Here is a 13,905-nt window from a genome sequence, read left to right on the forward strand (position 1 = left end):
TGGTCCGGGTGCGATCCCGTGAACTGCGCTTCGGCCTGGGCGTCTTCGTCCTTTCCCTGGGCGTCCTGCTGATCCGGTTCCTCGTGCCGCGACCGGTCGGGATGGCCGACAACGGCGACGGCTGGCGCCTGCTGTGCGACCTCGGCGGCCGGCACACCGAGATCAAGCCCGAGTTCTACGTGCACTTCAGCTACGGGCCGGGCCAGGGCTGCAAGAGCGACTACATCTCGAGCCAGGCGTGGCTCGACTGGTTCGCGAGCAAGCTGGGGAAGGTGCTCGGCTCGTCCGCGGAGCTCAACCTGCTGGTGCTCGGCGCGATCACGGCCGTGCTGGTCGCGGTGGGCATCGCGGCGACCGTCCTGGCGCTCGACCTGAGCACCCGCAACCGCGTCATCGCGACGCTCCTGCTGCTGCTCGTGATGGCCGACTCGGCGTTCTTCGGCTACTTCGCCTCGGTGCTCAGCGAGGGTGCCGGGTTCCTGGGGATGCTCCTGATGGCCGGCGGCCTGCTGCTGATGCACCGCACCGGCGCCTGGCGGTACTGGGGCGCGGCGCTGACCGTGTTCGGCGCACTGATCGGCATCAACGCGAAGTCGCAGACGCTGCTGCTGATCCCGCTGTTCGTGCTGGCGCTGGTGCTGGTCAAGCCGCTGGGCAAGCGGGGGTGGGCGCGCTGGCTGCTGCCGCTGGGCGTGCTGGTGGTCGTGGGCGCGGGGACGGCGGCGGTGCAGTCCCACGGCGACCCGGCCAACGCCGAGTACCGCGAAGCGAACATGTACCACGTGGTGTTCGACAGCATCGTGGACGGCAAGCACGACACGGACGCCGACCTGGCCGCGCTGGGCCTGCCGCCGAGCGCGAAGAAGTTCATCGGCACCGGCTGGTGGGAAGCGAGCCCGTGGAAGGACGCGGACTACAACGGCTTCCGCGACAAGATCAGCCGCCGCAACGTGGTGAGCTACTACGCCTCGCACCCGCAGCGCACGCTGCAGATCCTCCAGCAGGGCGCGGTCGACACGCTCACCGCGCGCCCGGAGCGGCTGGGCAGCTTCGCCGACACGTCCGGGCAGCCGCCGATGGCGCAGGAGTTCCGCGTCCCGGTGTTCTCCGGCCTGTCCGCGCTGGCGGCGCCGCTGGGGCTGTTCGTGCTGGTCCCGTTCTGGCTGCTGATCGGCTGGGCCGGCGTCCGGGCGTTCCGCCGGTCCCGCCGCGAGTACGGGATCGTGGTGTTCTTCCTGCTGCTGTTCGCGGTGGGCCAATTCGGCCTGTCGGCGCTCGGCGAGGGCGTCGAGGGCGTGAAGCACCAGCTGCTGACGCTGTTCCCGACGGTGCTGGCGTTCGTGTTCGGGGTGCTGAGCTTCTTCCCCCGCCCGGCGGGCCCGGAGCCTGAGCCGGCGGAGGAGCCGGAGCCGGCCACCGAGGTGTTCGAGGCGTTCCGCGAGCCGGAGGAGCCCGCCGTCCGATGATGCGCGCCGCTGGGCAGGCGTGCTCGGCGGCGAGGTCGACGAGGACGGCGACTGGCACATGGTGCTGGTGGACGGCGCCCCGCGGACCGGCGTGCAGCTCGCGGTCGAGGACTTCGCCGAAGCGCACGAGCACGTCACGGCCCTCGGCGCCCGGGTGCTGAAACCGGCGAGCGGGGCCACGGCAGGCGACGACTTCCAGGTGTACGCCGACCCGGCCGGGCACCCGTTCTGCCTGTGCTGGCTGGTGCGGAAAGCCCCGCCCGCCTGAGCCGCCAGGAGCCCGAACCGAGGTCGCCAGCCGGACCTCAGCCCGCCGAAACGGCCAGGCGCTCTTCGCGGTCCGCGGTCGCCAGCGCGTCCAGGACCCCGTCCAGGTCGCCGTCCAGGACCTGGTCCAGGTTGTACGCCTTGTAGTTCACCCGGTGGTCCGAAATGCGGTTTTCCGGGAAGTTGTACGTCCGGATCCGCTCCGAGCGGTCGACCGTGCGGACCTGGGACTTGCGGGCGTCGGACGCCTTCGCGGCGGCCTCTTCCTCCGCGATCGCCTGCAGCCGCGCCTGGAGCACCTGCAGCGCCCGGGCGCGGTTCTGGATCTGGGACTTCTCGTTCTGGCAGGACACGACGATGCCGGTCGGCAGGTGGGTGATCCGCACCGCCGAGTCGGTCGTGTTGACGCTCTGGCCGCCGGGGCCCGAGGAGCGGAAGACGTCGATGCGCAGGTCGTTCGGGTCGATCTCGACCTCGACCTCCTCCGGTTCCGGGTAGATGAGCACCCCGGACGCGGACGTGTGGATGCGGCCCTGGGACTCGGTCGCCGGCACGCGCTGGACGCGGTGGACGCCGCCCTCGAACTTGAGGCGGGACCAGACGCCGTCGACGGCGGCCGCCTTCGTCTTGATCGACAGCGTGACGTCCTTGAAGCCGCCCAGGTCGGAGTCGACCGAGTCGAGGACCTCCGCCTTCCAGCCGTGGCGCTCGGCGTAGCGCAGGTACATGCGCAGGAGGTCGCCGGCGAACAGGGCCGACTCCTCGCCGCCTTCGCCGGACTTGATCTCCATCACGACGTCGGAGCCGTCGTACGGGTCGCGCGGGAGCAGCAGCTCGGTGAGCTTCGACTCCAGCTCGGGGATCTTCCCGGCCAGCTCCTCGGCCTCCGCGGCGAACTCCGCGTCCTCCGAGGCCATCTCCCGGGCGGCCGCGAGGTCGTCACGGGTGGTGTCCAGCTCGTGGACCGCGCGGACGACGGGCGTCAGCTCGGCGTAGCGGCGGCCGAGCTTGCGGGCGCGCGCCTGGTCGGCGTGCACCGCCGGGTCCGCCAGCTGGGTCTCCAGCTCAGCGTGTTCGGCGAGCAGCCCCTTGAGCGAGCTCGAATCCACCTCTGCCACCTCTCGGCCCGGTTCGGACAAAAACACGGCGCCCACCCGGAGAACCGGGTGGGCGCCGTGGAAAAAGCTACTTGGCGTCGGCGTCCTTCTTCTGCCGCTTGCCGTAGCGAGCCTCGAAGCGCGCGACCCGGCCACCGGTGTCCATGATCTTCTGCTTGCCCGTGTAGAACGGGTGGCAGTTCGAGCAGATCTCGACGTGGATGTCGCCACTGGTCTTGGTGCTGCGCGTGGTGAAGCTGTTTCCGCAGTCGCAATTCACGTTCGTGACCACGTACTCGGGGTGAATGCCGCTCTTCATGGTGTCCTCTCTCGTTGGCTCCGGGTCCCCAGTCGTTCTCGCGGGGTGAACCGGTGCCGGACTTCAGCGGGTAATTCTGCCAGACGGGCTGACGCTCAGTGGAACGCACCCCGCTGACCTGGTATTCCGAACGCACCGGAGGCCTCCCCGCGCGGTGACGGGGAGGCCTCCGGTGAGCACGAGACTCAGTCGTCCTCGCTGCCGCCGAGGGCGGTCTTCGAGACCTGCATGAGGAACTCGACGTTCGTCTTCGTCTTGCGCAGGCGCGAGATCAGCAGGTCGATGGCCTGCTGCGAGTCGAGCGCGTGCAGCACCCGGCTCAGCTTCACCGTGACCGCGAGCTCGTCCGGCGAGAGCAGCAGCTCGTCCTTGCGGGTACCCGACGGGTTGACGTCGACGGCCGGGAACACCCGGCGCTCGGCGATCTTCCGGTCGAGCTTGAGCTCCGCGTTGCCGGTGCCCTTGAACTCCTCGAAGATGACCGTGTCCATCGTCGAGCCGGTCTCGACCATCGCCGTGGCGAAGATGGTCAGCGAGCCGCCGTTTTCGATGTTGCGCGCCGCACCCAGGAACCGCTTCGGCGGGTACAGCGCGGTCGAGTCGACACCACCGGAGAGGATCCGGCCGGACGCCGGGGCCGCCAGGTTGTACGCGCGGCCGAGACGCGTGATCGAGTCGAGCAGCACGACGACGTCGTGGCCCATCTCGACCAGGCGCTTGGCCCGCTCGATCGACAGCTCCGCGACCGAGGTGTGGTCCGCCGGCGGCCGGTCGAAGGTCGAGGCGATGACCTCGCCCTTCACCGAGCGCTGCATGTCGGTGACCTCTTCCGGACGCTCGTCGACCAGGACGACCATCAGGTGGCACTCGGGGTTGTTCGTGGAGATCGCGTTGGCGATGTCCTGCATGATCGTGGTCTTACCGGCCTTCGGCGGCGACACGATCAGGGCGCGCTGCCCCTTGCCGACCGGCATGATCAGGTCGATCACGCGGGTCGTGAGCTTGTGCGACTCGGTCTCGAGGCGCAGCCGCTCGTTCGGGTACAGCGGGGTCAGCTTGGTGAAGTCGGGACGCCGCTTGGCCTCGTCCGGCTCCAGGCCGTTGATCGAGTCGACGCGCACCAGCGGGTTGAACTTCTGCCGCTGCTGCTCGCCCTCGCGCGGCTGCCGCACGCTGCCGGTGATGGCGTCACCGCGGCGCAGGCCGTACTTGCGCACCAGCGAGAGCGACACGTACACGTCGTTCGGGCCGGCGAGGTAGCCGGAGGTCCGCACGAACGCGTAGTTGTCGAGCACGTCCAGGATGCCCGCGACGGGCAGCAGGACGTCGTCCTCGCGGATCTCGGTGTCCGGCGAACCGGCCTCCCGCTGGCCGCCACCGCTGCCCCGGCGACGACGGTCGCGGAAGCGACGGCCGCGACGGCCGCCTTCCTCGTCGTCGTCCTGCTGCTGGGCGCGGTTGTCGCGGTTGTCGCGGCTGTCCTGGCCACCGCCGCGGTTGCCGCCGTCCTGCTGGTTGCGCTGGCGGTTGCCGTCCTGGCGGTTGTCGCCGCGGTTGCCACCGCCCTGGCGCTGCTGGTCGCGGTTGCCACCGCCCTGCTGGCGCTCCCCGCCCTGCTGACGGTCACCGCCCTGCTGGCGGTCGCCGCCCTGGCCCTGCTGCTGACCGTCCGGGGCTCCGGCGGCGCGGTTGGAGCCGCGGCGACGCCGGCTGCGGCCGCCCTCCTCGGGCTGGCCGTCCTGGCCCTGCGGACCGTCCTGCTTGTCCTGCTGCGGACGCTCGGCCTGCGGCTGCGCGTCCGAGGACGGCACGGTGGGCGCGGACGGCGCTTCGGCCTTCGGCTCCGGCTTGGCTTCGACCGGGGCGGCGGGCGCCTCGGCCTTCGGCGCCGCGGCCTTCGGGGCGTCGCCGACGCCCTCCAGCGGCAGCGTCTCGGCCGTGCCGCGCGGCTTGCGCGACTTGCCCTGGCGCTCGCGGATCGCGGCGATCAAGTCGCCCTTGCGCATGCCCGTCGTCTCGCCGACGCCGAGCTCCCCAGCCAGCGAACGCAGTTCGGCCACGGTCTTACCGGTCAGCCCGCCGACCGTCCGCTTGGGAGCGGGGGCGGTGCCGTTCGTCTCGGCCGTGCCGCTCACGTCGCTCAAAAGATCGGTGTTGCTCACACATGTCCTTCCTGACCGATCCACGCCTCCAGGTGGATCAGCGGACTGCCGCTCGCTTCTGATCGCGAACCGGCGTAACTGCCCCCCGATACGGGAGATGAGCTCTTCGGCCGTGCGGAACACAGCTGGAGCGCCTCCACCACAGGGGTTTGCGTCCTCCATTCGGAGGACACGGAATTCGGCACCGCCGAAACCGGAAACCCGCCTGCGTTCTTCCGCGTTACCCCGCTTGCCAGGCGGTGCGGATTCGGCGGATCAACGAAGGATGCGATCCCTGAGGACCGGCATCGGGTGCGGAAACGCACGGTGATCGAACGCCCCCGAGGGTAGACCGCGCGGGTGCCGGGTGCAACAACCACCCCCCGCGTGGCGGCCCCCACCGCAGGCACGTGACCCAGCCTTCACTGCGCCGCAACCTGCACGCCCGTGAGATCCACGGGCAGCTCGAAGACGTCGAAACCCCCAACGCCGACGTCCGCCGGGAGTATTCCCGCGGTGGTCAGCGCGAGCACCGTCGGACCGGCGCCGGAGACCGCCGCGGCCACTCCCCGTGCACGCAGCGTCGCCACCAGCTCCGTGCTCGCCGGGTACGCGGGCGCCCGGTAGCTCTGGTGCAGCCGGTCGTCCGTGGCCGCCAGCAGGAGCTCCGGTTTGGCCGTGAGCGCGTGCACGGCGAGCGCGGCACGGCCGGCGTTGTGCGCGGCGTCCGCGTGCGGCACGACGGCGGGCAGCAGGCCGCGGGTGGTGGCGGTGGCCGAACGCACCGACGGCACCGCCACGACCGGCCGGATCGACGGGTGCGGCGTGAGCGTTTCGGCGTGGAACACGCCGCCTTCGCACCAGGCCAGCACCAGCCCGCCGAACAGGCTCGCCGCCGCGTTGTCGGCGTGGCCTTCGAAACCCGCGGCCAGCTGCAGCGCCTCGAACTCGTCCAGCTCGCGGCCCGCCAGCGCGTACCCGGCGGCCACGCCGGACACCACCGCGGCCGCGGACGAGCCGAGGCCGCGCGCGTGCGGGATCGCGTTGAAGCAGCGCAGGTGCAGGCCGGGAACCTCGACGCCGAGGTGCGCGCAGGTCCGCTCGATCGCGCGGAACACGAGGTGGGTCTCGTCGGTCGGGACGTCCGCGACGCCGCCCGCGCCGGCGTCGACGACCTCGACCTTCAGCCCGGAGCCGGAGACCTGCACCTCGACGACGTCGTGCAGGCCCAGCGCCATGCCGAAGGCGTCGAAGCCCGGCCCGAGGTTCGCCGTGGACGCCGGGACGGTGACCTTGAACCCGGTGCTCACCGCAGGTCCAGCGCCGCCGCGACGGCCGAGGGGTCCACCGCCAGCGGCTCGACCTCGACGTTGCCCGCCAGCGCCGTCTGCGGGTCCTTCAGGCCGTGCCCGGTGACGGTGCACACGACGCGGGAGCCCTTCGGGAGCCTGCCGTCCGCGGCGGTGGCGAGCAGGCCCGCCACGCTGGTCGCCGACGCCGGCTCGACGAACACGCCCTCGCGCCCGGCCAGCAGCCGGTACGCGTCGAGGATCTTCTCGTCGGTGACGGCTTCGAAGAGCCCGTCGGACGCTTCCTTCGCCTTCACCGCGGCGGTCCACGACGCCGGGCTGCCGATCCGGATCGCGGTCGCGACCGTCTCCGGGTCCGCCACCGGTTCGCCGTGCACCAGCGGCGCCGCGCCGGCCGCCTGGAAGCCGAACATCCGCGGGGTGTTCTTCACCACACCGTCGGCCGCGTACTCCGAATACCCCGCCCAGTAGGCGGTGATGTTGCCCGCGTTGCCGACCGGCAGGCAGTGGATGTCCGGCGCCGTGCCGAGCACGTCGCAGATCTCGAACGCGGCGGTCTTCTGGCCGGCGATGCGCACCGGGTTGACCGAGTTGACCAGCGTGACCGGGTAGTCGGCCGCGGTCTTGCGGGCCAGTTCGAGGCAGTCGTCGAAGTTGCCGTCGACCTGCAGGATCCGGGCGCCGTGCAGCACGGCCTGGGCGAGCTTGCCCATCGCGATCTTGCCCTGGGGCACCAGCACCGCGCAGGTGAGGCCGGCGCGGGCGGCGTAGGCGGCGGCCGAGGCGGACGTGTTGCCGGTCGACGCGCAGATCACCGCCTTGAGGCCGCTGGCGAGCGCGTGCGTGATGGCCACGGTCATCCCGCGGTCCTTGAACGAGCCGGTCGGGTTCGCGCCCTCGACCTTGAGGTGCACCTCGCAGCCGGTCAGCTCGGACAGGTGGTGCGCGGGCAGCAGCGGTGTGTTGCCCTCCCCGAGCGTGACGACCCGCGCCCCGTCCGGGACCGGGACGCGGTCCCGGTACGCCTCGATGAGTCCCGGCCAGGGCTGCCTGATCATGCGATCGCCTCGCTCCGCGAGACAGCGTCCGATTCCTTCTGGCGCATGATGTTTATGGTTCGCTCGCAAGCGTCGCTCACTGGTCTTCGCCTTCCACCCGCATCACGCTGACAACTTCGTGCACGACGTCGAGCCGCGCGATCTCGTCCACAGTGGACTGCAACGCCGCGTCGGGCGCCTGGTGCGTCACCACGACCAGGCTCGCGCGGTCGCCGACGTCGCTCTGCCGCACCGCCGCGATGCTGACGCCGTGGTCGGCGAACGCCTGCGCCACCTGCGCGAGCACCCCGGCGCGGTCGGCGACGGAAAGGCTTACGTGGTACCGGGTCGGCGTCTGGCCCATCGGCCGCACCGGCAGCGCCGCGTGCGCGGATTCCCGCGGGCCGCGGCCGCCGGCCACCCGGTTGCGGGCCACCGCGACGAGGTCACCGAGCACCGCGCTCGCGGTCGGCGCACCGCCCGCGCCCTGGCCGTAGAACATCAGCTCGCCGGCCGCGTCCGCCTCGACGTAGACGGCGTTGAACGCGCCGCCGACGCCCGCCAGCTGGTGGCTGCGCGGGATCATCACCGGGTGCACGCGGGCCGAGACGGACTCGACGCCGTCGTCGTCGGTCACGCGCTCGCAGATGGCGAGCAGCTTCACCGTGCGGCCGAGCCCCCGGGCCGCCGCGAGGTCGGACGCGGTGACGTCGGCGATGCCTTCGCGGTGCACGTCCGAAGCCGTCACGCGGGTGTGGAACGCCAGCGACGCCAGGATCGCGGCCTTCGACGCGGCGTCGTAGCCGTCGACGTCCGCGGTCGGGTCGGCCTCGGCGTACCCGAGCCGGCTGGCCTCGTCGAGCGTCTCGGCGTAGCCGGCGCCGGTGGAGTCCATCGCGGAGAGGATGAAGTTCGTGGTGCCGTTGACGATGCCCATCACGCGCGTGATGCGGTCGCCGGCCAGCGATTCGCGCAGCGGGCGCAGCAGCGGGATGGCGCCGGCCACCGCGGCCTCGAAGTAGAGGTCGGCGCCCGCCGCGTCGGCGGCCTCGAACAGGTCGGCCGAGTGCTCGGCGAGCAGCGCCTTGTTGGCGGTGACCACGGACTTCCCGGCCTTCAGCGCGGCCAGCAGCCAGCCGCGCACCGGCTCGATCCCGCCGACCAGCTCGACCACGACGTCGACGTCGTCGGACGTGACGAGCTTCTCGGCGTCCGCGGTCAGCAGCTCCGGCGGCAGTTCGGGGTGCTTGTCCGGGCGGCGCACGGCGATGCCGGCCAGTTCGACCGGCGCGCCCGCCCGCGCGGCCAGCTCGCCGGCCTGCTCGGTGAGCAGCCGGGCGACCTCGCCGCCGACCGTCCCGCAGCCGAGCAGGGCGACGCGGATGGCCGGGCGTTCCTCAGGGGCAGCCACTGTGTTCAGACCTCCAGGCGGAGCATGTCGTCGGTCGTCTCCCGCCGCAGCAGCAGCCGGGAGCTGCCGTTGCGCACGGCGACCACGGCCGGGCGCGGCTGCCGGTTGTAGCTGCTCGCCATCGAGTAGCAGTAGGCGCCGGTCGCCGCGACGGCCAGCAGGTCGCCGGGAGCCAGGGTGTCGGGCAGCCAGCAGTCTCGTACGACGATGTCGCCGGATTCACAGTGTTTTCCCACGACCCGGGACAGCACGGCGGGTACCGGCTGCTCGTTGTCGCCCGCGGACCGGGAAACCAGCCGGACGTCGTACACCGCGTCGTAGAGCGCGGTCCGGATGTTGTCGCTCATCCCGCCGTCGACGCTGACGTACCGGCGGACCGCGTCGTCACCCAGCGAGACGTCCTTGATGGTGCCGACCTCGTACAGCGTGATCGTGCCCGGACCGGCGATCGCGCGGCCCGGCTCGCCGGCGATGCGCGGCACCGGCAGGCCCGCGTACGCGCACTCCTTGCGGACGATCTCGCGGATCTGCGTGATCATCTGCGCGGGCGGCGGCGGGTTGTCCTTCTCGGTGTAGGCGATGCCGAAGCCACCGCCGAGGTCGACCAGGCTCAGCTGGTCGAGCAGCTCCGGGCCGTGCTCCTTGGCCAGGTCGGCGAGCAGCCCGACGACGCGGCGGGCGGCCACCTCGAAGCCGTCGGCGTCGAAGATCTGCGAACCGATGTGGCTGTGCAGGCCGACGAGCTTGAGCGAAGGCGCGTTGAGCACCCGGCGGACCGCTTCGGCGGCGTCGCCACCCGCCAGCGAGAAGCCGAACTTCTGGTCCTCGTGCGCGGTCGCGATGAACTCGTGGGTGTGCGCCTCGACGCCGACGGTCACCCGGATCAGCACCGGCTGCACGACGTCGTGGCGGGCGGCGATGTCGGCCAGCCGCGCGATCTCGTAGTAGGAGTCGAGCACCACCGTGCCGACGCCCGCGACGACCGCGGCTTCCAGCTCCGCGGGCGACTTGTTGTTGCCGTGGAAGGTGATCCGCTCGGCCGGGAAGTTCGCGCGCTGCGCCACGGCGAGCTCGCCGCCGCTGCAGACGTCGAGGCTCAGCCCCTGCTCGGCCACCCAGCGGGCGATCTCGATGGAGAGGAACGCCTTGGACGCGTAGTGCACGAGCGAGGGGTCGTCGAACGCCTCGGCGTAGTCCGCGCAGCGCGACTTGAAGTCGGCTTCGTCGACCACGAACAGCGGCGTGCCGTGCTGCTCGGCCAGCTCGCGGACGTCGACGCCGGCGATCCGGACGACACCGTCGGCGGCGCGGAAGGTGTTGCGCGGCCACACTTTCGCGGGCAGCTTGTCGAGCTCTTCGACCCCGGACGGCTGCAGCCCGGAGGTGTCGGCGTGGGGGTAGACGTCGGCGTGCCTGGGGCCCGCGGGGTGCGCCATTTCTTACATCCGTTCCGGAGCGGAGACACCGAGGAGGGCGAGGCCGTTCGCCAGCACCTGGCGGGCGGCCTCGCACAGCGCGAGCCGGGCGTACGTGAGAGGGGTCGCCTCTTCGTCGCCCATGGGCAGCACGCGGCCCACGGTGTAGAACTTGTGGTAGGCGCCCGCGAGTTCTTCGAGGTAGCGCGCGATCCGGTGCGGCTCCCGCATGTCGGCGGCGCGGCGCACGGTTTCCGGGAATTCGCCGATGGTGCGGATCAGGTCGCCCTCGGCGGGCAGCGTCAACAGTCCGAAATCGACGTCCGAAGTGGACTTGATGCCCAGGTCGGCGGCGTTGCGCTGCAGGGACGCCAGCCGCGCGTGCGCGTACTGGACGTAGTAGACGGGGTTGTCGTTGGAGTGCTTGCGAAGCAGGTCCAGGTCGACGTCCAAAGTGGAGTCCACCGAGTACCGGATCAGCTCGTAGCGGGCCGGGTCGACGCCGACGGCCTCGACCAGGTCCTCCATGGTGATCACGGTGCCCGCGCGCTTGGACATCCGGACCGGCTTGCCGTCGCTGACCAGGTTGACCATCTGGCCGATCAGCACCTCGACCGTGGCCGGGTCGTCGCCGAACGCGGCCGCCGCGGCCTTGAGCCGGGCGATGTAGCCGTGGTGGTCGGCGCCGAGCATGTAGATGCACAGGTCGAAGCCGCGGTTGCGCTTGTCCTTGAAGTAGGCCAGGTCGCCGGCGATGTAGGCCGGGTTGCCGTCCTGCTTGATGACGACGCGGTCCTTGTCGTCGCCGTACTCCGACGACTTCAGCCACCAGGCGCCGTCTTCGAAGTACAGGTTCCCGGAGTCCTTCAGCTGCTGGACGGCGGCGCCGACCGCGCCGGACTCGTGCAGCGAGTTCTCGTGGAAGAAGACGTCGAAGTCGGTGCCGAACTCGTGCAGGCTCTGCTTGATCTCGGTGAACATCAGGTTGATGCCGATCCGGCGGAACGTCTCGTGCCGCTGCTCCTCCGGCAGCGACAGCGCGCTCGGCTCGGCCTTGATGACCTCGGCGGCGATGTCGTTGATGTAGCCGCCCGCGTAGCCGTCCTCCGGCGCGGGCTCACCCTTCGCGGCGGCGATCAGGGACCGGACGAACCGGTCGATCTGGGCACCGGCGTCGTTGAAGTAGTACTCGCGGGTGACCTCGCCGCCCTGCGCGCCGAGCACGCGGCCCAGCGCGTCGCCGACCGCGGCCCAGCGGGTGCCGCCGAGGTGGATCGGGCCGGTCGGGTTCGCCGAGACGAACTCGAGGTTGATCTTCGTGCCGGCCAGCGCGTCGCCGCGGCCGAACGCGGCGCCGGCGTCGAGCACCTGGCGCACGATGTCGCCCTGCGCGGCCGCGGCGAGCCGGAAGTTGAGGAAGCCCGGGCCGGCCACCTCGGCCGAGGCGACACCGTCGTCCGCCGAGACCGCTTCGGCCAGCGCCTCGGCGAAGTCTCGCGGCTTCAGCCCGGCCTTCTTGGCCACCTGGAGGGCGATGTTCGTCGCGTAGTCGCCGTGGTCGGGGTTGCGCGGGCGTTCGATGGTCACCTGCTCCGGCAGCACGGCGTCGTCGATGCCGCGTGCGGCGAGCACCTGCACGGCGGAGCTGCGGACCAGGTCGGCGAGAGCGGCGGGAGTCACCTGCCGAATTCTAGGTGTGCCCAGGTGGGGAGCTTTCATCGGTCTCGGCCACGTCACGACCCCCTGTTCTTCGGGGGTCCGGGTGGCGGAGCCCCCGGCCCGAGGCGAAGCCTCGGTTGTCACAGGGGTACGTGAGGCGTTAACGGTGATCAGACGCGTGGTCTCTACACTGGCCCGGGCGGGAATCCGTCCGCAGCCACCAGAGGGAGAACGCGGGAGCCATGGCGAACGGGACAACTCGGAAAAAGGGGTCGGCGGTGAAGGCGGCCCGCGGTTCCGTGGTGAGCAAGAAGGGCACGCCCTGGGGCACGATCATCGCCGTCGTGGCCATCGTCGCACTGGCCGGCGCCGTGATCACCTACTACATGGTGGCGTCCGCGCCGAAGCGCGAGCAGTCCGACCGCGAGGCCGCGGCCGCTTCGTTCGCGCCGACGGCGTCCGACCCGGACCCCTCCAAGCGCATCCCCGGCGTGGTGACCGCGACCTACACCGGCAGCGTGCACGTGCTCCCCACCGAGCGCGTCGCCTACGACAAGACCCCGCCGTTCGGCGGCCCGCACGACGGGTACTGGGCCACTTGCACCGGCACCGTGTACCCGAACGCCGTCCGCACCGAGAACATGGTGCACGGCCTCGAGCACGGCGCCGTCTGGATCGCCTACAACCCGCAGCAGATCACCGGTGAGGCGCTGAACCTGCTCAAGGTCCGCGTCGAGGGCAAGCCGTACACGATGATGTCGCCGTACCCGGGCCTGGACAAGCCGATCTCGCTGCAGTCCTGGGGCCACCAGCTGAAGGTGGACAAGGCCGACGACGCGCGCATCGACGAGTTCATCGCGGCGCTGCGGAGCAACCCGAACGGCGTCTACCCCGAGGTCGGAGCCTCCTGCGACGCGCTCGGCGCGGGTCAGTTCGACCCGGACAACCCGCCGCCGTTCGACCCGTCGAAGCCGGGCCCGGACGCGAAGCCGATGGACTACAAGGGCACGCCGAACGCCCAGGCCGACCAGAACGGCGGCATGAGCCAGCAGCCGTCCGCACCCGCGCCGGGCACGCCGACCAAGTGAGTTCCGAAGAAGCCGAGACCACCGAACAGCCCACGTGGTCGCGCTGGGTGATCATCGGCGGGACGCTCCTCGCGGTCCTGCTGATCGGCGCGACCGCGGGGATGTTCCTGACCCGCGCCATCGACGACGCCCCGGCTGCCACCCCGGCAGCCGGGTCCGTCGAGGTCGGCTTCGCGCAGGACATGTCGACGCACCACCTGCAGGCCGTCACGATGGCCGGCTGGGCGCGCGACCACTCGACCGACCCGGAGATCCGCCAGCTGGCGTTCGACATCGAGCGCACGCAGCTGGAGCAGGTCGGCCGCATGAAGGGATGGCTCATGCTGTGGGACCAGCCCGAGCAGCCCATCGGCGCCCCGATGAAGTGGATGACGGAGCCGATGCAGGGCCACGACGGGATGACGATGGGTACGTCGTCGCTCAACCCCGGCGCCGGCCCGCTGATGCCGGGCATGGCGACCGAGGCCGAGCTGGCCAAGCTGCGTTCGCTGTCGGGCAAGCAGCTGGACGTGTACTTCCTCCAGCTGATGCTCCGCCACCACCAGGGCGGCACGTCGATGGCCCAGTACGCGGCGGCCCATTCGAACCTGACGGCGTTGCAGGCGCTCATCCGGAGCATCCTGACGTCGCAGGGCGCGGAGATGGACCAGATGAAGCTGATGCTGTCGAACCGGGGCGCCCAGCCGCTCCCCTGA

General features: G+C 71.3%; 12 protein-coding genes. 4 read left to right on the plus strand and 8 right to left on the minus strand.

The genetic code is table 11. From position 1 onward, the window contains the following. Window positions 1–8: 8 nt before the first annotated feature. On the plus strand, window positions 9–1,466 hold the full coding sequence (locus ACLJQM_RS17485) for a hypothetical protein (RefSeq protein ID WP_410632030.1): 1,458 nt from the start codon (window positions 9–11) through the stop codon (window positions 1,464–1,466). Beyond that, window positions 1,387–1,734 (plus strand): VOC family protein, encoded by a 348-nt coding sequence (locus ACLJQM_RS17490; protein ID WP_410632187.1) that lies wholly within the window; start codon window positions 1,387–1,389, stop codon window positions 1,732–1,734. The genes ACLJQM_RS17485 and ACLJQM_RS17490 overlap by 80 nt, the downstream gene beginning before the upstream one ends. Window positions 1,735–1,771: 37 nt before the next feature. Here ACLJQM_RS17490 and prfA read toward each other — a convergent pair whose 3' ends face one another. The 8 genes from prfA to argS form a co-directional block, all read right to left on the minus strand. Beyond that, window positions 1,772–2,842, minus strand: a complete 1,071-nt coding sequence (prfA, locus tag ACLJQM_RS17495; RefSeq protein WP_247019112.1) for a peptide chain release factor 1 — start codon at window positions 2,840–2,842, stop codon at window positions 1,772–1,774. 76 nt (window positions 2,843–2,918) lie between these two features. Beyond that, a complete protein-coding gene (gene rpmE, locus ACLJQM_RS17500; RefSeq protein WP_284744227.1) occupies window positions 2,919–3,149 on the minus strand; it encodes a 50S ribosomal protein L31 in 231 nt (76 codons plus the stop codon). Between the two features lie 185 nt (window positions 3,150–3,334). Further along, window positions 3,335–5,311 (minus strand): transcription termination factor Rho, encoded by a 1,977-nt coding sequence (gene rho, locus ACLJQM_RS17505; RefSeq protein ID WP_410632031.1) that lies wholly within the window; start codon window positions 5,309–5,311, stop codon window positions 3,335–3,337. 401 nt (window positions 5,312–5,712) lie between these two features. Then, the gene (gene thrB, locus ACLJQM_RS17510; protein WP_360765414.1) at window positions 5,713–6,600 is read right to left on the minus strand and encodes a homoserine kinase; all 888 of its coding nucleotides are present in this window, start codon (window positions 6,598–6,600) and stop codon (window positions 5,713–5,715) included. Then, window positions 6,597–7,658: a threonine synthase gene (gene thrC, locus ACLJQM_RS17515; RefSeq protein WP_247019105.1), complete on the minus strand. Its 1,062-nt coding sequence runs from the start codon at window positions 7,656–7,658 to the stop codon at window positions 6,597–6,599. The genes thrB and thrC overlap by 4 nt, the downstream gene beginning before the upstream one ends. Before the next feature lie 76 nt (window positions 7,659–7,734). Continuing rightward, entirely contained in the window at window positions 7,735–9,048 is a 1,314-nt protein-coding gene (locus ACLJQM_RS17520; protein ID WP_360765410.1) for a homoserine dehydrogenase, read from the minus strand. Between the two features lie 5 nt (window positions 9,049–9,053). Beyond that, window positions 9,054–10,484, minus strand: coding sequence for a diaminopimelate decarboxylase (gene lysA, locus ACLJQM_RS17525; protein ID WP_410632032.1), 1,431 nt, complete (start codon window positions 10,482–10,484; stop codon window positions 9,054–9,056). Between the two features lie 3 nt (window positions 10,485–10,487). Further along, on the minus strand, window positions 10,488–12,143 hold the full coding sequence (gene argS / locus ACLJQM_RS17530) for an arginine--tRNA ligase (protein WP_360765404.1): 1,656 nt from the start codon (window positions 12,141–12,143) through the stop codon (window positions 10,488–10,490). 257 nt (window positions 12,144–12,400) lie between these two features. Here argS and ACLJQM_RS17535 point away from each other — a divergent pair, with 257 nt between their 5' ends. Together ACLJQM_RS17535 and ACLJQM_RS17540 are read left to right on the plus strand one after the other, a co-directional pair. Further along, window positions 12,401–13,210 carry a DUF3105 domain-containing protein gene (locus tag ACLJQM_RS17535; protein ID WP_360765401.1) on the plus strand — a complete coding sequence of 270 codons (810 nt, stop codon included), beginning with the start codon at window positions 12,401–12,403 and terminating at the stop codon, window positions 13,208–13,210. Then, window positions 13,207–13,905, plus strand: a complete 699-nt coding sequence (locus ACLJQM_RS17540) for a DUF305 domain-containing protein (protein WP_360765398.1) — start codon at window positions 13,207–13,209, stop codon at window positions 13,903–13,905. Before ACLJQM_RS17535 ends, ACLJQM_RS17540 begins: the two co-directional genes overlap by 4 nt.

This window comes from Amycolatopsis sp. cmx-4-83 (assembly GCF_046548815.1).
In the GTDB taxonomy this organism is placed as follows: Bacteria; Actinomycetota; Actinomycetes; order Mycobacteriales; family Pseudonocardiaceae; genus Amycolatopsis; species Amycolatopsis pretoriensis_A.